At 73.2% G+C, this 17,100-nt stretch carries 16 protein-coding genes; 8 read left to right on the top strand and 8 right to left on the bottom strand.

Annotated features, from left to right (window positions below; genetic code table 11):
• Positions 1-7 precede the first annotated feature (7 nt).
• Complete coding sequence (locus K304_RS0124220; protein ID WP_027765821.1) at positions 8-856, top strand: family 3 encapsulin nanocompartment shell protein; 849 nt, start codon at positions 8-10, stop codon at positions 854-856.
• Positions 849-2,051 (top strand): MFS transporter, encoded by a 1,203-nt coding sequence (locus tag K304_RS31045; protein WP_078529629.1) that lies wholly within the window; start codon positions 849-851, stop codon positions 2,049-2,051. Before K304_RS0124220 ends, K304_RS31045 begins: the two co-directional genes overlap by 8 nt.
• Positions 2,052-2,395: 344 nt before the next feature.
• Here K304_RS31045 and K304_RS0124210 read toward each other — a convergent pair whose 3' ends face one another.
• Entirely contained in the window at positions 2,396-2,830 is a 435-nt protein-coding gene (locus tag K304_RS0124210; protein ID WP_037791557.1) for a hypothetical protein, read from the bottom strand.
• 196 nt (positions 2,831-3,026) lie between these two features.
• On the opposite strand from K304_RS0124210, the gene K304_RS31040 reads away from it, so the two are divergent.
• Positions 3,027-5,921, top strand: coding sequence for a helix-turn-helix transcriptional regulator (locus K304_RS31040; protein WP_037791556.1), 2,895 nt, complete (start codon positions 3,027-3,029; stop codon positions 5,919-5,921).
• Positions 5,922-6,059: 138 nt separating this feature from the next.
• Here K304_RS31040 and K304_RS0124200 read toward each other — a convergent pair whose 3' ends face one another.
• A complete protein-coding gene (locus K304_RS0124200) occupies positions 6,060-6,602 on the bottom strand; it encodes a hypothetical protein (RefSeq protein ID WP_027765819.1) in 543 nt (180 codons plus the stop codon).
• A 267-nt stretch (positions 6,603-6,869) separates the two neighbouring features.
• Here K304_RS0124200 and K304_RS0124195 point away from each other — a divergent pair, with 267 nt between their 5' ends.
• Together K304_RS0124195 and K304_RS0124190 are read left to right on the top strand one after the other, a co-directional pair.
• Positions 6,870-7,112, top strand: a complete 243-nt coding sequence (locus K304_RS0124195; RefSeq protein ID WP_078529626.1) for a twin-arginine translocation signal domain-containing protein — start codon at positions 6,870-6,872, stop codon at positions 7,110-7,112.
• Positions 7,112-7,858, top strand: coding sequence for a peptidoglycan-binding domain-containing protein (locus K304_RS0124190; RefSeq protein WP_027765817.1), 747 nt, complete (start codon positions 7,112-7,114; stop codon positions 7,856-7,858). Before K304_RS0124195 ends, K304_RS0124190 begins: the two co-directional genes overlap by 1 nt.
• A gap of 338 nt (positions 7,859-8,196) precedes the next feature.
• Here the strand turns inward: K304_RS0124190 and K304_RS0124185 are convergent, their stop codons facing one another.
• Together K304_RS0124185 and K304_RS0124180 are read right to left on the bottom strand one after the other, a co-directional pair.
• The gene (locus tag K304_RS0124185; protein WP_051308771.1) at positions 8,197-9,846 is read right to left on the bottom strand and encodes an alpha-amylase family glycosyl hydrolase; all 1,650 of its coding nucleotides are present in this window, start codon (positions 9,844-9,846) and stop codon (positions 8,197-8,199) included.
• Between the two features lie 160 nt (positions 9,847-10,006).
• The gene (locus K304_RS0124180; protein ID WP_486591789.1) at positions 10,007-10,930 is read right to left on the bottom strand and encodes a helix-turn-helix domain-containing protein; all 924 of its coding nucleotides are present in this window, start codon (positions 10,928-10,930) and stop codon (positions 10,007-10,009) included.
• Between the two features lie 411 nt (positions 10,931-11,341).
• Here K304_RS0124180 and K304_RS0124175 point away from each other — a divergent pair, with 411 nt between their 5' ends.
• Positions 11,342-11,521, top strand: coding sequence for a hypothetical protein (locus tag K304_RS0124175; protein WP_027765814.1), 180 nt, complete (start codon positions 11,342-11,344; stop codon positions 11,519-11,521).
• Between the two features lie 90 nt (positions 11,522-11,611).
• On the opposite strand, the gene K304_RS0124170 is transcribed toward K304_RS0124175, so the two are convergent.
• From K304_RS0124170 to K304_RS31035, 3 genes are all read right to left on the bottom strand, one after another.
• Complete coding sequence (locus K304_RS0124170) at positions 11,612-12,916, bottom strand: extracellular solute-binding protein (RefSeq protein ID WP_027765813.1); 1,305 nt, start codon at positions 12,914-12,916, stop codon at positions 11,612-11,614.
• 196 nt (positions 12,917-13,112) lie between these two features.
• Positions 13,113-14,111 carry a PP2C family protein-serine/threonine phosphatase gene (locus tag K304_RS0124165; protein WP_051308770.1) on the bottom strand — a complete coding sequence of 333 codons (999 nt, stop codon included), beginning with the start codon at positions 14,109-14,111 and terminating at the stop codon, positions 13,113-13,115.
• 174 nt (positions 14,112-14,285) lie between these two features.
• On the bottom strand, positions 14,286-14,474 hold the full coding sequence (locus K304_RS31035; RefSeq protein WP_158687417.1) for a hypothetical protein: 189 nt from the start codon (positions 14,472-14,474) through the stop codon (positions 14,286-14,288).
• A 197-nt stretch (positions 14,475-14,671) separates the two neighbouring features.
• On the opposite strand from K304_RS31035, the gene K304_RS0124150 reads away from it, so the two are divergent.
• Entirely contained in the window at positions 14,672-14,914 is a 243-nt protein-coding gene (locus tag K304_RS0124150; protein ID WP_051308768.1) for a DUF397 domain-containing protein, read from the top strand.
• A 259-nt stretch (positions 14,915-15,173) separates the two neighbouring features.
• A complete protein-coding gene (locus K304_RS0124145; protein WP_027765810.1) occupies positions 15,174-16,085 on the top strand; it encodes a Scr1 family TA system antitoxin-like transcriptional regulator in 912 nt (303 codons plus the stop codon).
• 76 nt (positions 16,086-16,161) lie between these two features.
• Here the strand turns inward: K304_RS0124145 and K304_RS0124140 are convergent, their stop codons facing one another.
• Positions 16,162-16,977 carry an SAM-dependent methyltransferase gene (locus tag K304_RS0124140; protein WP_027765809.1) on the bottom strand — a complete coding sequence of 272 codons (816 nt, stop codon included), beginning with the start codon at positions 16,975-16,977 and terminating at the stop codon, positions 16,162-16,164.
• Positions 16,978-17,100: the final 123 nt, after the last annotated feature.

The raw sequence follows: 17,100 nt of genomic DNA, 5'->3' as shown, positions 1-17,100 counted from the left end.
GACGCACATGACCACCGTGCAGGAGACCGACCCGAAGGCGACCGCCCTGTCCCCGGGCGAACGGTTCGCCCGCGCCTACCTCGACCACGGCCCGGAGGCGGAGGTGTGGTTCGACTACACGCTCAGCGACGCCTTCCAGCCCGTCGAGGACCGGCCGCGCCTGACCACCCGCAACCTCTTCAAGCACCAGCGGGTCGCCGGGGACACCGTCCGCGGCTGGTTCGAGACCCGCCCGTACCAGCCCGGGACCGCGGCGGCGCTGCGCGAGGCCGCGTTCCGCTTCGACCTCGCCGAGTACCGGCTGCAGCCCATCACCGGCTGGGTGCAGATACCCGACGGCCTGGCCGAACACCCCGAGAGCCTGGTCCAGTTCATCGACCGCCGCCTGATGGTGCGGCTCGGCACCGCCGAGAACCGCGCCCTCACCCTGGACGTGATCGACCACCCCGACGTGGCCGAACTGCCCTACCGCGGCTCGTACGTCTCCGGGCTGCTCGCCGCGTTCGACGAGATCGAGCAGACCGGCGGCACCGGACACGCCATGGTCGTCAACCCGGCCGACTACTACGGGGAACTGGTCGGCTCCGGCAGCGTGCTCGACGACCTCGCGCGCGAGAAGGTCAAGATCTGCCGCAACCGGCACGTCGCACCCGGCTGCGCGCTGGTCGGCGACTTCTCCATGGCTGCCCGGCTGCTGGAGTCCGGCCGGTCCGTGATGAAGGTCGCCCAGCCCCCGGCCGGCACCTTCGACCGGCCCGGCACCGCCGTGTGCGCCGAGGTGTACGAGGGCGTCGCGGTCCAGCTGCCCACCCACTTCTTCCACGTCGTGCCGGAGGGGGGCGTCCGACATGGCTGACACCGCGAAGAGCACGGGCGCGGCGGCGGGCGCGGCGGGTACGGGCTCCGCCGCGCAGCCGGGCTCGAAGCAGCCCTGGGTGGGCACCTTCGTCGGACTGGTCTGCGCACTGCTGTGCACGTTCACCGCAGTCGGCATGGTGATCCCGGTCGTCCCCCGGCTGGTCACCGGCGAACTCGGCGGCTCCGCCTTCGAGGTGGGCGTCACCTTCGCCGTCTCCGGCGTGACGGCGCTGCTGGTCCGCCCGTACGCGGGCCGGCTCGCGCAGCAGTACGGCTGCCGCAAGGTCATGATGCTCGGCGCGCTGGTCATCACGGCCGTCGCGGGCGTGTACGCGCTGCCGCTGGGGCTGGCCGGACTGTGGACCGGCAGGTTCCTGCTGGGTCTCGGCGAGGCCCTGCTGTTCATGGCGGGCTCGCTGTGGACGGTCGGTCTCGCCCCGCAGGACCGGCGCGCCCAGATCGTCGGCTTCTACGGCCTCGCCATGTGGACCGGGTTCGCCGTCGGCCCGATCCTCGGCGAAGTGGTCTACCGGGCCGGTTCGTTCACGGCGGTGTGGATCGCGGTGGCCGTGCTGCCCGCGGTCGCGTTCGCCGTGGTGTGCCTCCTGACCGACCGCATCGCACGCGGCGCGCAGGTGTCCGCGAAGCTGCTGCCGCGTGCCGCGGTGCTGCCCGGCGTCTCCCTGCTGTGCGGCTCGTTCGGCTACGGCGTGCTGGTGAGCTTCGGGGCGCTGGCGATGACCGCCCGCGACATCGCCGACGGTTCGGTCCTGGTGTCCGCCTTCGGCGCCGCGTACGTCACGGTCCGCGTGCTCGCCGGGCGCATCCCGGACCGGGTGGGCGCGTTGCGGGTGGTGCTGATCTCCGCCGTCGTGGAGGCAGCGGGTCTGGCCCTGATCGCGTTCGCACCCTCGCTGTGGGTCGCGGCGCTGGGTGCGCTGATCGCGGGCGGCGGCTTCACGCTGCTGTACCCGGCGCTGGCCCTCATCACCATCGACGCCGCTCCGGAGAACGAGCGCGGTGCCGCGCTGGGGGCGGTCACGTCGTTCTTCGACATCGGCGTCGGCGTGGCCGGGCTGCTGGGCGGCATCCTCGCGGAGTTCAGCTACACCGCGGTCCTGGCCGCCGCCTCGGTGGCGGCGCTGGGGTCGCTGCTGGCCGGCAGGACGGCTGCGGCACGCGCCCGCACCTAGGCCTGTCCGGCGGATCTTCTCGGGCCGCGACGCCGGCCACGGCACCTCTCCTCCGTTGCCCTTCGGGAGGTGGCACCTCCCACGCGGTGGGCGTAGGGGGAGGGGTGCCCGCACCGCGGTGTCGCCCCGCGCGAATGCGCGCACACACGCGCGGCGATCCTCTGCCGCGCGAGGCGTCGCCGTCCCCGGCGGACCCGGGAAGACGGAGGACCCCCGCGTCCCACGCCACGGGGTGGTCCTCGAAGTTCCAACCGGACAGGCCCCGGGGCGCATGGATCTCGCCTGGGGGGGGGTCCGCGCCGGGCGCGGGCCCCTTTTCGTGCGCCGGAGGCCGCCGGAGGGCGCTACGCGGGCCAGCCGTTGGAGGAGCCGGTGGGGCCGCCGTTCTCGTAGAGGACGACGCAGCGCCGCTTCGCCTCCCGTTCGGCGAACTTGTCCGCCGCGGCGGCGCCGTTCTTCTTCCGCTCCGCCTTCGCCTCGGCGACGACCTCGAGCAGGATGTTGTTCTGGCTGTCCGACAGCCCCCGCGACTGGTAGTCGCCGTAGCCGCCGTCCCCGCTCAGTTCCCTCTTGGCCCAGTAGCCGACGAGTTCCGCGCAGATCCGCTCGGGCGGCTTCGGGGTCGGCGTCGGGGAGGCCGTGGCCGTCGCGGAGGCGTCCGGACCGCCGCCCTCAGCCCGCGGGTCCGCGCCGTTCGTGCCGCAGGCCGTGAGGCTCCCGGCCGTCACGGCTGCCAGGAGCGTCGCCGCCAGGCGTAGGAGGGGTCTGCGTCTCTGCATGCCGCACAACGTAAGGGCGCCGCGAGGGGCCCGCCAGCAAAACCGCGTGATCCGTCCGTCGCCCCTGGGGGAAAGCACGGTGACCTGGTACGACGTCTGGTCCGTGCGGGCCCGCGCGTGATAGGCAGCGTGGCATCGGGACCAGCGGCGGCGACGGCACCGGACGTGCCCACCGACGACAGCGAGGAGCGCTCTCATGTGCGAGCGGGCGTGGGAGCGGGCGCTGACCGAGGCGCTGGCCGACGACGGGGGCGCCGGGGGTCCGGCCCTGCTGCTGGTCGAGGGGGCCGCCGGGACCGGCAAGAGCCACCTGGTCGAGGCGCTGCTGGAGCTGCCCCAGGGGCGCACGGTGCCGCGGCTGGCCGTGCGTTTCCGGGCGTCCGGTGCGCTGGCCGTGGCCGAGCCGCCCGCCGCGGAGCACCGGGCGGCGACCGCCTGCCTGGCGCTGGAGGCCGCGCTGACCTCGGTACGTCCACTGCTGCTGGTCGTGGAGGACGTGCAGCACGCGGACGACGACTCCCTGCGGTTGCTGCGCGGGCTGCTGCGCGAACCGCCGCCGCGGTTCGCCGCCGTGCTCACCTACCGGCCCGAACAGCTGCCCCGGCGTGGTCTGCCGCTGGGGGGCGCCGCGGACTACCCGGCGCGGCTGTCGGTGCTGCGGTACGTGCCGCCGCCGCTGGACGAGGCGCAGGTCCGGGCGCTGGCCGGGGACGCGCTGGGCGCGGAACGGTGCCCGGAGGAGTTCGTGGACCGGCTGCTGCGCGACTCCGCCGGGGTGGCGCAGGTGCTCGTGGACCTGCTGCGGATGCTGCGCGACGCCGACGAGAGCCGCGACCACGCGGACGTACGCGACCACTTCACCGCCGAGGACGTGGACGAGGCGGGCGTGCCCGTGCGGCTCGCGGAGGCGGTGCTCGACCAGCTCGACGCGCTGGACGCGCCGCACCGTCCCGTGGTCTGGGCGGCGGCGGTGCTGGGCGAGCCGGCCGGGGCGCAGGACCTGACGGCCGTCGCGGGGCTCGGTGACGAGGAGGGACACCGGGCGCTGGTCGCCGCGCTCGGGTGCGCCGCCCTGCACGAGACGGGCCAGGGCCGGTACGGCTTCGCCGTGCCGCTGGCCGCCTCGGCGGTGTACCGGGTGCTGCCCGGCCCGGTGCGGGAGCGGCTGCACCACCGGGCGGCGGCACTGCTGGCGGCCCGCGAGCCGGCGCCGTGGGCGGCCGTGGCCCGCCACTGGCGCGGGGGCGGCCGCACGGAGGACTGGCTGCGCGCGGCCGAACGCCTCGCCGAGGGAGAGGCGGCGGTCCGCGAGGACACGGCGGCCCTGGCCCTGCTGGAGCAGGCGCTGGCGGAGAAGGGCGTCCCCGCGGAGCGGCGTGGCCGGCTGGCGCTGACCCTCGCCCGGGGCGCGATGCTCGGGGTGCGGTCGGAGGGCACGGCCCAGGCGCTGCGCGGCATCGTGGAGGACGCGGCGCTGCCGAGGGCCGTCCGGGGCGAGATACGGCTGGAGCTGGGGCTGCTGCTGCACAACCGGAAGCGGCGCTTCGATGAGGGTCGCGTCGAACTCCGTCGTGCGGCAGAGGAGTTGACGGAACGTCCGGCGTTGGCGGCACGTGCGATGGCGGCGCTGGCCAATCCGTTCTTCCCCGGCGCCTCGCTGGAGGAGAACCTCGGCTGGCTGCGGCGCGCCGAGGAGGCGGCCGCCGCGTCGGCGGACGACGGTGCCGTGACGGCGGTGGACGCGTGCCGGGCGACGGTGCTGATGAACGCGGGCGATCCGGCCGCCTGGCCGCTGGTGGCCCGGCTTCCCCGGGACGCCACCGACCGTGCCTCCCGGCAGCAGGTGGCGCGCGGGCTGTGCAACACGGCCAACGGCGCGGTCTACCTGGGCCACTACCGGCGGGGCGACGAACTGCTGGACGAGGGCGTCGCGTTGGCCCGGAACAGTGGGGCGCCGTTCCTGGAGCGCGTCGGGCGCGGCACGGGGCTGGTCCGCGACTGGCTCACGGGGCGCTGGGCGGGTCTGGCCGAACGCTGCACCGGGCTGGTCGCGGAGGACGGCATCGCCAACGACGCACGGGTGGTACTCGCCCTGCTCGCGCTGGCCAAGGGCGACTGGGCCACGGCGGAGAACTGGCTGCCGGACGACGACCCGCCGGCGTCCGAGGTGTTCGAGGCGCCGGTGGCGGCGACGGCGGCGGGCGCGCGCATCCGGCTGCTGACGGCGCGGCAGCGGACGGAGGCCGCGTCCGCGGCGGCCACGGCGTCCTGGGACTGGCTGCGGCGCAAGGGGGTGTGGGTGTGGGCGGCGGGGTTCGCGCCCTGGGCGGTCGAGGCGCAGGTGAGAGCGGGGCGCCGGGAGCCGGCGCGGGCGATGGTGGCGGAGTTCGCGGCGGGCCTGGACGGGCGGGACGCGCCGTGGGCGGAGGCGGCGCTGTTGTGGTGCCGGGCCGTGGTCGCGGAAGCGGACGCGGAGGGCGCCGCCGTGGCGCACGCGGTGGCGGTCGCCGGGCACGCCGCCGGGCACGACGTCGGCCACGCCACCGGGTACACCGCCGGGTACTCCGCCGGGGAGGGCGGAGCCGCCGGGCGGGAGCCGGGCCACGGTGCGTGGGAGGAGGCCGCCCGCCTGTACCGGGAGTCGAGCGCCGCCTTCGCCCGCCTGCCCCATCCCTACGCCGAGGCCCTCACCGCCGAGGGCGCCGGGCGGTGCGCCACGTGGCGGAACCGTCCGCAGGCGGAGGCGGCGGGCGGGGAACTGACCCGGTGCGTGGAGCTGCTGACCGGGCTCGGCGCGGCGTGGGACGCGGCGCGGGTACGGGCCGTGCTGCGGACGCACCAGCCGGCCGTGCAGCGCAGACGGCCGGGGCGGCCGGCGTACGCGGAGCGCATGTCGCCGCGTGAGGCGGAGGTGGCGGAACTGGCCGCGACCGGGCTGACGAACCGGGAGATCGCGGCGACGCTGCATCTCTCGCCGCGCACCGTGGAGCACCACGTGGCCCGTGCGATACGGAAGTTGGGCGTCGATTCACGGCAGGCGCTGGCCGAGCACCACCGGGTGGCGGGTGGAGGCGCGGAAACGGCACCGTGACCCGCGGTGCGCGCACACGGCGCGGTGCCCGGACGCGGCCGTGTCCGGGCACGCGGACGGGCCGGCCGCTGCTGCGGCCGGCCCGTTCGTCGTGCCGAGTGCCGGTGGGGGGTCCGGCGCTCTCCGGTCGGTGACCGGTCAGCACATGGTCGTGCGCATCACGGCCGAGGGGCTGGACCAGTCGGCGCAGCCGGAGGCCGAGTGGCCGTACCAGTTGTGCCCGAACTCGTGCGCGGCGAGCAGGGCGAAGTCGTTGACCATGGTGGAGAGCATGATGCGGTCGCCCATGCCCCAGTTGCAGCCGACCACGTTGCCGCCGCCGCAGCCGGAGACGTAGCCGCCGGTGCACTCGACCGGGGTGCCGCTGGAGGAGGTCTCGGTGCCGCTGCCCCAGTAGTTGGCGCCCTGGCGGATGGCGCTCTCGTAGCCGCTGCAGGAGGCGGTGATGTGGTAGCTCCAGGCCGGGACCTGGAAGGCGGCGCGGCCTTCGGCGGCCGGCGCCGGGGCGTCGGAGTGGTCCCCGTGGGTGTCGCCGACGAGGTTGCCCTCCTCGCCGAGCAGGGTCGCCTCGTAGGCGGGACGGGTGTCCGTGGGCTCGGCCGCGTTGGCGGTCACCGGGAGCATGAACACCATGGCCGCGGCGAGAGCGGCGCCTGCGACTCTTCGGACTGTTCCGAGCATGTCAAATCTCCTTGTGTGGGGGAACGGTCACCTCCACGCCGGCCTCCCAGCCGTCGCGGTGAACCGCCAGACCTCGCACCCCGAACCGCAGGGTGTGAGGCGGATCACGGAGAACGTACGACCGGATGCGCGGCGTACCTATACGGGTGGGCCGAACTACGGATACGCAAAAAACCCCTACCCCCGGCCTAGGGGTGCCCGTGCTCATGACAAACGCGGCTTCACGCAGTACTCGTGAGTACGCACCCCCACACCCCAGGAGGCACGTTGACCACCCGACCCACCCGGCGGGGCTTTCTCGCCGCCGCCGCAGCGCTGGGCGGCGCCGCCGCCGTCCCCGTCATCTGTTCCGGCCCCGCACACGCCGTGGCCGGCAGAGGTGAACTGCCCGTCGTGAACCGCCCCGACCACCCGGCGGCGGTCTACGCCTCCGGTGACCGGCGCAACGCCCACGCCGAGCCCCTGAACGCCAGCGTCGACTGCGAAATGCACGGACGGAGGACCCGCTGATGGCCACCTTCGTCACCCGCGCCCAGTGGGGCGCGCGCCCCCCGCGCAGCACCAGCGGCAACATCACCCCCCAGAACGGCGGCGTCACCGTCCACCACGTGGGCGGCAGCAAGGTCGCCGCGTCCAGCCACAGTTCGTGCGCGGGCCAGGTGCGCGGGCACCAGAACCACCACATGGACGGCAACGGCTGGTCGGACATCGCCTACAGCCACCTCGTCTGCGTGCACGGCTACGTCTTCGAGGGCCGCGGCGAGAACATCCGCACCGCCGCCAACGGCACCACTTCCGGCAACCAGAACTGGTACGCGGTCTGCGGCCTCGTCGGGGGCAGCTCGTCGAACTACGACAGCATCACCAGCGGGCTGATCGACGCCTTCCACCACGCCATCACGCGGCTGCGGAACCAGGGCGGCGCGGCCGGCGCGGTCAACGGCCACCAGGACCACAAGGCCACCGCCTGCCCCGGCAACCTCTATCCGCTGGTGCTGGACGGCACGCTCAACCCGGGCGGAGGCGGCGGCACGCCGTCCTGGCCGGGCGTGTACTTCACCCAGCCGCCGATCTTCAACCACCCGAGTGTGGGGACCTGGCAGTCGAAGATGAACAGCGCCCACGGCTTCAGCCTGGGCGTCGACTCCCAGTACGGGCCGGCCTCCGAGAGCGCCTGCCGCACGCTGCAGGGCCGCAAGGGTCTGACCGTCGACGGCGTCGTCGGCCCGGACACCTGGAACGCCACCTTCTCCTGACGGGGCCGGCCGCCGATCGGGGGCGCACCCGGCGCCGCTCGCGCGCCGGGTGCGCCCCCGACGGCACGGTCTGCGCCCTCCCCCACGGCGGGTCCGGCGCCCACGATGTGACACCTGTCGTGGGCACGAGAAGGGCGGTCGTCATGGGTGCACAGTCGAAGTGCAGGGCGTGGACGAAGGACGGACGGAACTGCCGGAACCTGGCGATGAAGGGCGCCTCGCGCTGCCACCTGCATCGCGGCGCCTGGTCGTCGTACGGCTCCGGAAAGCGGAAGGGCAAACGCCGTTGACGGCGACGGGCGGCCGGCCGTGCGTCGGCTGCCCGTCGCCGTGCACGGTCAGACGCCGGTGCCGGCGCCCAGGTCGAAGACGCCGAAGGCGAAGGACTCCGCGGTGAGGGTGGTCGGGGTGACGGTCACGCCGGAGACCTCCAGCGCGGCCGGGGTCGTGCCCGGCGGCAGCATGCAGGGCAGCGGCATCCGGACCGGCTCGCGGCGCGGGTTGACCACCACGAGGTAGCGCTCCCCGCGCAGGTGCACCAGCGGATAGCCGGTGTTCAGCACCCGCACGGCCCCCGAGGGCCCCAGCTCCGGCGTGGACCGGCGCAACGCGATCAGCCGGCGCACCAGGTGCAGCAGCGAGTCCTCGTCCGCGCGCTGCCCGGCGACCGTGGGGCGGTCCGGGTCCGGGTCGAGCGGCAGGTACAGGTCGTCCGCCGGCGCCGTGGAGAAGCCGGCGTTCTCCCCGTCGTCCCACTGCATGGGCGTACGGGAGCCCGCTCGGTTGTACCGCGGGCCGAGGACGCTTCCCTCGTGGTCGGGCAGTCCCGGCACGTACCGCATGCCGATCTCGTCGCCGTAGTAGATCGCGGGCAGCGTCGGCCACGTCATCTGGAAGGCGAACGCCACCGGCAGTTCCTCGCGGGTGCGCGGCGAGGTCGCGAGCCGGGAGAAGTCGTGGTTGGAGGTCGGCAGCACGATGTGTCCCGCGGCGCCGATGGCGGCGGCCGCGTCCTCCCAGGCGTGGGTGAACCGGTCCGGGGAGCCTTCGCCGTCGGCGTGGAAGTAGCAGCTCAGCGGGTCCCAGGAGGTGTCGACGGTGCCGCCGCCGTTGCTCCACAGCGATCGCATGGGCAGGCCGTTGGACGGGCCGCCGAACTGGAGGAAGAAGTCGCCGTGGAAGCCCGCCGGGACCGAGACCGACGGGTCGCCCCACTCGCTGAGGATCACCGCGTGCGGGTGGGCGCGGTCCAGCCACCCGCGCAGCTCCTGCCACAGCTTCACGGTCTCCCGGTGCTCCGGGTCGTCCTTCACCAGGGAGGAGGCCATGTCGACCCGGAACCCGGAGAGTCCCAGGCCCAGCCAGTGGTCCATGATCTCGCGCAGCGCGGCACGGTTCGCGCGCGGCCCCTCCGCGTCGACGGGCTCACGCCACGGCTCGTCCGGGTGCGTGCGCGCGTAGCCGAAGTTGAGCGCGGGCTGGGAGACGAAGAAGTTGGGCAGGTACGCGCCGGGCCGCGGGCCCGGCGAGGGGGCGAAGCCCGCCGGCGCCGGGTCGCCCTCGGTCCACACGTAACGGTGGTCCGCCGGGTCCTCCAGCGCGTGCCGGAACCAGGGGTGCTGGTCGGAGGTGTGCCCGGCGACGAGGTCGAGCAGCACCCGGATGCCCCGCCGCCGTGCGGCGTCGACGAGCTTGGCGAGGTCGTCGACGGTGCCGTAGCGCGGCGCGACGGTGAGGTAGTCGGACACGTCGTAGCCGCCGTCGCGGAACGGCGAGGCGAAGCAGGGGTTGAGCCAGACGGTGTTCACGCCGAGCCAGGCGAGATGGTCCAGGCGCTCGGTGATGCCCGCGAAGTCGCCGATCCCGTCGCCGTCGGAGTCGGCGAAGCTCTGCGGATAGATCTGGTAGAGGACGGCGTCGGACAGCCAGGCCGGTGCCTGGCCGGCGGCATGGGCGGGCTCCGGCTGCAAAAAGCGTTCCGGGGACATGGGGCGTGCGGCCTTCCTCACGGGGGTGCGTACCGGCTCCCACGATGCCCGCCACGGGGGCGGGGCGGAAGACCCGGCCCCCACGACGGGCCGCACCGCCCCGGCAGCCGCCGTGGCAGCCGTGGCGGAGGGCGGGGCGGAAGGCGGGCGGAGGCCCGGCTCAGAGGTCGTCGCGGAGGGCGCGCAGCAGCTCGGGGGTGCGGGAGGCCCGCTCGGCCTGGACCACCAGGCGGTTGAGCACGTCCCAGTAGTGGTGCACGTCCGCGGGCTTGTCCGGGTACACGGCGCTCGTCAGCTGCTCCAGGTAGACCATGTCGGGGAGTTGGCCGCCGGGCAGCCGCAGCATCGTCACCGAGCCGCACAGAGCCGGGTGACCGCCGGAGGCGAAGGGCAGGAGCTGGACGGTGATGTGCGGCCGCCGCGCCATCCGGGCGAGGTGGTCGAGCTGGTCGCGCATCACGGCCCGCGAACCGAGGGGGCGGCGCAGCACCGCCTCGTCCACCACGACCCACAGGTGCGGCGGAGTCGGCCGGCCGAGCACCTGCTGCCGGCGCATCCGGAACTCCACGTGCCGGTCCAGTGCGTCCTTGGGCGCGTCCGGGTGCCCGAGCCGAACGACCTCCCGCGCGTACGCCGGGGTCTGGAGCAGGCCGGGCACGAACTGCACCTCGTAGCCGCGGATCACGTCCGCCGCCTGCTCGGCGCCGAGGTAGTCGTGCAGCCAGGGGGGCACGAGGTCGAGGTAACGGTGCCACCAGCCGGGGGTGTTGGCCTGCTCCGCCAGGGTGCGCACCACGCTGCGCTCGGCCTCGCCGACCACGCCGTAGAGCGCCAGCAGGGCCTCCACGTCGCGCTGCTTGCTCCCGGTGCGGCCGTGTTCGAGACGGCTGATCTTCGACCGTGACACCCCGATCGCGGCGCCCGCCTCGGTGCGGGTCAGCCCGGTCTCCTCGCGCAGGACGCGCAGTCGGGCGCCGAGCGCCATTCTCGGCACCGTGGGGCCGGGCCGCCACGGCTCCACCGGGCGGCTCGCCGAGCCGCCGCCGCTCACGGTCAGGTCGCGCACGGTGTGTGAGGTGTCCACGTTCACTCCGTCATCCGTCGGTGGCCGCCGGAACGCGCCGGCCCGTCAGGCGCGTCTGCCATGTTCGCATGGCACATGCACCCGGGGTGAAGTCCGACGACGGCATCGAGACACCGATGAGACCCCGGCCACACGGCTCAACCCCCCGACACGGGGCGGGAAACGCTCCGGGCACGTGAGATGCGCCACGGAGCGGGGGCGTACGACGGCGCTCGGTGACGGCAGGGGCCGGGGGCACATGCCACCGGCCCGCACCGGGGGTGCCGCGCCTGAGCTGCGGTTTTCCGCCCCATGAGGCCGGAAGGACCGATCTGCACCCCTGTCCGGCGGGGCGCACGCCGGCGCATCCGGGCCGTTCCGGTACGAACGCACCGGGTGAGATTGTCGGTCGTCTCCCCTAACCTTGCACACATGTCCACTTCGTCTACACCAACGCCTTCCGGCTCGACGGCCGCCGCGGACGCCAACACGGCGATCCGCGAGTTCGTCGCGGGCCGTCGGGTGTGGACGCCGGCCGACCTCGCGGAACTCGCCCGCCTCCGGCGGGCCTGGATGAGTGCCACGCAGGGCTCGGTGACGCGCGCCGCGTAACCCGACCCGTCCGCCCCGGACCTCCGACACCTCGAAGACCCCGGACTCCTCGCGGAGTCCGGGGTCTTCACCTGTCCGGTGCGCCGGGCGTCAGGGCGCCACCTCGGCTTCCGCCTCCGCCTCCGCCTCCGCCTCGGCGGCGACCGCATCGCTCTGCACCCGCCCCAGTACCGTGCGCGGCGCGCCGTCCCCCAGGACCGCGTTGCCGATGGTGGCGTTCAGCCGCCGCGAGGCCTCTCCCCAGGACGACTTGCCGAGCGGGTAGAAGCGGGCGACGTCCAGCGACTCGATGAAGGGCCAGAGCGGCTTGTGCGCCGCGTCCTCCCGCATCGTGTACGCGGCCTCGGTGGTCACCGGCAGCATGGTGTGGGTGCCTGCGTACTCGACCACGTACCGCTCCTGGTAGACGAAGTCGAGGAAGGTGCGGATCTCCTCCGCGTGGCCGTTCTCCTTGAACGCCATGGTCCAGTCGGCGACACCGGCGGTGGTCCGCGCGGGAGCGGTGCGGCCGGGCAGCGGAGAGGTGCCGAAGCGGACGCCGTTCTCCAGCGCGAGCTGCATCAGTCCGGGATGGCCGTTGAGCATCGCCACCTCGCCCTCGATGAACGCCGCGTACACCTCCTGGCGGTCGGTGGTGGCGGGGTTCTCGTTGGTCAGCCCCGGGCCGACCAGTTCGTCGCGGAGGAACTCGAACGTGGCGACGTTCTGCGGGGAGTCGATGTCGTACGAACCGGCGTCGCTGAGATAGCCGCCGCTGTTGCCGAGCATCCAGTTGAGTGCCTCGGCCTGCGCCTCCTCCTCGCCCAGCGGGAGACCGTACGGTGTCTTCACGCCGACCGCCTTCAGGGAGCGGGCCGTTCGCAGCAGTTCCTCCCAGGTGCGGGGCGGCTCCTCGACGCCTGCCTTCTCGAAGAGGTCCTTGTTGTAGAAGAGCGCGCGGGTGCTGGCGGAGAACGGGAACCCGTACTGGACGTGGCCGACCGAGCCTGCCTGGACCAGGGACGCCGTGATGGACGCCTGGGTGTGGGTGGAGAGCACCTCGCGGGCGTTGTAGAGCAGGTCGCGCCGGGCGTAGCCGGCGAACGAGGCGCTGGTCTGGGCGAGGTCGGGGGGCCGGCCCTCGGCCACCCTCTCGCGCACCTCGGCGTCGATGGCGTCGCGCTCGTAGAGGTCGACGTCCACGTCGATGTCGGGGTGCTCGAACCGGAACTCGCCGATCAGCTTGTCCCAGAACCGCTGGGAGCTGTTGCCGGAACGGTCCCCGTGCTCGACCGCCATCAGCTTGAGGCCGACCTCGCCGCCGAGTGGGTTCTCGCCACCGCAGCCGGTGAGCGTCGCCAGCAGGCTGGTCGCCAGCCCGGCCGCGACCAGGCCGATCTTCCGTCGTCGCTGCACTGCCCGTACCGCCCTCGCTCGGTTTCGGCCGTTCACATGCCGGACGGCGCATGTGAACGCCCGACGCGGCAGGGAGTCTTCCCCACTCGCACCGTGACGTCCAGATCACAGCACGTATCGCTTCGGTATCGCCTGCCCGGAACGATCACCGGGCCCTCCCCCGTCCCCCACGTCACGGACGCGGGGAGCACACATCTCACCGGGTGCGGTGGCGGAGCAGCAGCATCGCCGCGTCGTCCCGCAACGGGCGCTCCACGTGCGCCACCAGGTCCTCGCGTATCGCGTCCAGCGCGGTCTGCGGGTTGGGGTCCTTGAGCAGTCCGGTGCGTTCCGCGAGCGGGTAGAAGCGGTTGTCCGGATCTCGCGCCTCGGTGACGCCGTCGGTGTAGAAGAGCAACTGGTCGCCGGGGGCGAAGGGCTGGGCGTACGGCTGCGGTTCCTCCTTCGCCAGCGAACCCAGGCCGAGCGGCGGCGCCGGGTCGGGCACCTCGACGTACTCGACGCCCCCGTCGTGCCGCACGAGCAGCGGCGGCGGGTGACCGAAGTCGAGCAACGTGGCGGTGTCGTCGGAGAGTTCGGCCAGCACGGCGGTCACGAACTTCTCGTCGGACAGGTGCCGTCCCAGGGCACGCTCCAGGCGGGCGCCGACGGTCACCAGATCCACCTCGTCGTAGGCGGCCTCCCGGAAGGCGCCGAGCACCACGGCCGCGGTCTCCACCGCCTCCAGCCCCTTGCCCTGCACGTCCCCGACGATCACGCGCACCCCGCGCGGCGAGGTCACCACCTCGTACAGGTCTCCGCCGATGCGCGCCTCGGCGACCGCCGAGGTGTAGGAGACGGCGATGCGCAGCGGGCCGACGCTGAGCGGCACCGGCCGCAGCAGCACCCGCTGCGCCACCTCGGCGATGCTGCGGACGCTGGCCAGTTCCGCCTCACGGCGCTTCCGTCCCGCCGTGGCGAGCAGGCCGGCGGCCGAGACCCCGGCGACGCCGAGCAGCGCCGTCGAGCCGCGCCGGTCCCCGAACTGCCCGTTGTAGAGGCTGAGCGTGAGGCACAGGCCCATCGCGAGCACGCTGATGGCACCCGTGCGCCGCATGCTGCCGGCGAGACCGGCGAACGCGGGGCCGAGCGCGATCAGCGGCAGAAAGCCGACTCCCGGTCCGGCCGTGAGGTCGACGAAGGCCACGGCGGCCATCGCGGCATACGGCAACCACGACAACAACCGACCGGGGCGGGTGCGGGAGGGCTCGGCCAAGGGTGACTCCGGCGGATCGACGAACGCCGCCTTGTGGGCGGCCGACCGCCCAAGCTTCGCAGTGTTGCACCACCCTGCACAAAGCTTTCCGGGATTGACCGGTCCGGACGCCCCTCAGTGACCGTTTGCAGGGCCTCGGGACGGGCTCCGCGGAGTCCCCGCCCGGTCGGCACGGGCCGCGGCCACGTCCCGCAGCCAGGCCGGCTCGTCGGCGATCTCCAGCAGCAGGAGCAGCCGCGTGAGCGGGTCGTCCCACTCGCAGTGCGGTGCGTCGGTCTCGGTGCAGAGAGGGGGTGGCGTCATCACGAACTCCACTGCCGTCATCGGTACCTGGAAACGAGCTGACACAGGTTCGGACAGGTCGCCTCCATCATCCGCCTCCGGAGACGGGGCTGCAAGCACATCTGCAAGAACGGTCGTAAGGACAGATGCAAGAACACCCGTAAGGACATCTGTAAGAACAGGTGCAAGAACACTCGCCTGATGGCATGGTGATGCCCATGCACATCGACCACGCGATGCAGGACCCCCGACTCCGTGACGTCACCTGGCGCAAGAGCCGCCGCAGCAACCCCAGCGGCAACTGCGTCGAGCTCGCCGAACTCGCCGACGGCGGAGTGGCCGTACGCAACTCCCGCTTCCCCGCGGGCCCGGCCCTCCTCTACACGCCGGCCGAGATCACCGCCTTCATCCAGGGCGCCAAGGACGGCGACTTCGACGACCTGATCGACGCCGGCGCCTGACCGCCGCCGGCCACCACACCGACCACCACCCCCACACCCCCACACACCCCACTTCCGACGGCCTTCCGCCCGACACCGGCCTTCCGCCCGACCAGCGGAGCAGTCGCCCAACGACACCCCTTCGCGCCCGCGCCCACCACACCGAGCGCGGGCGCGTGCCGTCGGTACGTGCGCCTGGCCAGTGTTCGGCTGTACGCCGGGCCTCGACAGTGGGACACTGAGCGTCCTGACGACTACTCAGGGGAGCAGGGGCAGGGAGATGGCAGCACAGCCGGAACCGCAGAGCCGTTCGTCGGTCAGGCGCATCCTCGACCATCCGCGGGGCGGACCGACCATCCTGCGCATCGTGCTCGGCACGCAGCTGCGCCGGCTGCGCGAGGCCGCCGGCATCAGCCGGGAAGCGGCCGGCGACGCGATCCGCGGCTCGCACGCGAAGATCAGCCGGCTCGAGCTCGGCCGCACGGGCTACAAGGACCGGGACGTCGCCGACCTGCTGGCGCTGTACGGCGTGCGCGACGCCGAGGAGGTCGAGAACTTCCTCGCCCTCGCCCGCCAGGCCAGCGTCCCCGGCTGGTGGAACAAGTACAGCGACGTGCTGCCCTCCTGGTTCGAGCAGCTGATCGGCCTGGAGGAGGCCGCGTCCGTCATCCGCACCTACGAGGTGCAGTTCGTGCCGGGCCTGCTGCAGACACCCGAGTACGCCCGCGCCGTCACCCGGCTCGGCCACCCCCGCGCGAGCGAGGCCGACATCGAGCGGCGCGTGCGGCTGCGCATGGAGCGTCAGAGGGCCCTGGACAGCGAGTTCGGCCCGAAGCTGTGGGCGGTCGTCGACGAGGCGGCGCTGCGGCGCCCGCTGGGCAGCGAGCCCGAGGTGATGCGGGACCAGATCGAGCACCTGCTGAGGATGGGATCCCGGCGCAACATCACCCTGCAGATCGCGCCGTTCAGCATCGGGGGGCTCTCCGCGGCGGGCGGGCCGGTGACCATACTCCGCTTCCTCGAGCCCGACCTGCCCGACGTGGTCTACCTGGAACAGCTCACCACGGCCCTCTACCTGGAGAAGCAGGACGAGGTGGAGAACTACATGGTGGTCATGGACCGGCTCTGCGCGACGGCCGAGACGCCGACCAGGAGCACCGCGTTCCTCAGGGAGCTGCGCGAGGAGTTCTGACGGCAGACGCCGGTGTCCGGTACCCCCGCGGGGGTACCGGACACCGGCGTCTGCGGCGCGTGCCCTCAGACCCCGCTCACGGGACCCGCGCGACGCCGCCGAACTCGTACCAGTCGCCGGTGTCCGGCTCCTTGAGGGCCAGCTCCGAGTCCTGCCGCCAGTGGTTGATCCGGCCCAGCCCGGGATCGAGGACCTCCAGGCCGTCGAAGTACCGCTCGACCTCGTGGGGCTCGCGCACCCGCCCCCAGTGGCCCTGGGTGGTCTCGTCCATGAAGTTCGTGACGAAGTCGCGGGTCTCCTTGTTCTCGCTGACCAGCTGGTTGATCACCACGAAGCTGCCCGACGGCAGCCGTTCGGTGATCTGCTTCACCAGCTCCTCCGGCCCCGGGTCGGGGATGCAGTGCATCACCGAGACGAAGAGCGCGGCGACCGGCTGGGAGAGGTCGATCAGCCGCTGGAGCTCCTCGTTCGCGAGAATCTGGTCGGTGCGTCGCATGTCCGCCTGGATGACGACCGTGCGGTCGTCCTCCTGGAGCAGCGCCCGCCCGTGCGCGAGCACGATCGGGTCGTCGTCCACGTAGACCACGTGCGACTTCGGGTCGATGCCCTGCGCGACCTGGTGCACGTTGTCCTGCGTGGGCAGACCTGAGCCGTGGTCCAGGAACTGGCGGACGCCGTAGTCCTCGGCGAGCACGCGCACCACGCGCCGGAGGAAGCGACGGTTGTTGATCGCGAGCGGTTTGGTGCTGGGCACCACCTTGTCCAGCTCGGCCACGGCGGCACGGTCCACCGCGTAGTTGTCCTTGCCACCGAGGTAGTAGTCGTACATCCGCGCCACACTCGGCACGTTGACGTCCACCTCGGACAAGACCGTGCGGTTCTCCTGCCGCATGTCAGACCTCACACCCTTCAGCCAGGCTTGCGCGCGCACGGGGTGACCGCACGCTGTCCGTAGTCGGACGGTCGCATCCTCAGCTTTGCACGCGGCCGGGCGTTGACGCCACGTCAAGTGCAC

It is taken from the genome of Streptomyces sp. CNS606 (assembly GCF_000426325.1).
Note: the sequence above shows the minus strand (reverse complement) of the source record. Positions and strands in the feature narration are given on the sequence as shown.

What these genes read in the sequence shown, in the direction of transcription:
- K304_RS0124220 (WP_027765821.1), top strand. Translation starts at nt 8, where the DNA reads ATGACCACCGTGCAGGAGACCGACCCGAAGGCGACCGCCCTGTCCCCG.
- K304_RS31045 (WP_078529629.1), top strand. Translation starts at nt 849, where the DNA reads ATGGCTGACACCGCGAAGAGCACGGGCGCGGCGGCGGGCGCGGCGGGT.
- K304_RS0124210 (WP_037791557.1), bottom strand. Translation starts at nt 2,830, where the DNA reads ATGCAGAGACGCAGACCCCTCCTACGCCTGGCGGCGACGCTCCTGGCA.
- K304_RS31040 (WP_037791556.1), top strand. Translation starts at nt 3,027, where the DNA reads ATGTGCGAGCGGGCGTGGGAGCGGGCGCTGACCGAGGCGCTGGCCGAC.
- K304_RS0124200 (WP_027765819.1), bottom strand. Translation starts at nt 6,602, where the DNA reads ATGCTCGGAACAGTCCGAAGAGTCGCAGGCGCCGCTCTCGCCGCGGCC.
- K304_RS0124190 (WP_027765817.1), top strand. Translation starts at nt 7,112, where the DNA reads ATGGCCACCTTCGTCACCCGCGCCCAGTGGGGCGCGCGCCCCCCGCGC.
- K304_RS0124185 (WP_051308771.1), bottom strand. Translation starts at nt 9,846, where the DNA reads ATGTCCCCGGAACGCTTTTTGCAGCCGGAGCCCGCCCATGCCGCCGGC.
- K304_RS0124175 (WP_027765814.1), top strand. Translation starts at nt 11,342, where the DNA reads ATGTCCACTTCGTCTACACCAACGCCTTCCGGCTCGACGGCCGCCGCG.
- K304_RS0124165 (WP_051308770.1), bottom strand. Translation starts at nt 14,111, where the DNA reads ATGGCCGCCGTGGCCTTCGTCGACCTCACGGCCGGACCGGGAGTCGGC.
- K304_RS31035 (WP_158687417.1), bottom strand. Translation starts at nt 14,474, where the DNA reads ATGACGCCACCCCCTCTCTGCACCGAGACCGACGCACCGCACTGCGAG.
- K304_RS0124150 (WP_051308768.1), top strand. Translation starts at nt 14,672, where the DNA reads ATGCACATCGACCACGCGATGCAGGACCCCCGACTCCGTGACGTCACC.
- K304_RS0124145 (WP_027765810.1), top strand. Translation starts at nt 15,174, where the DNA reads ATGGCAGCACAGCCGGAACCGCAGAGCCGTTCGTCGGTCAGGCGCATC.
- K304_RS0124140 (WP_027765809.1), bottom strand. Translation starts at nt 16,977, where the DNA reads ATGCGGCAGGAGAACCGCACGGTCTTGTCCGAGGTGGACGTCAACGTG.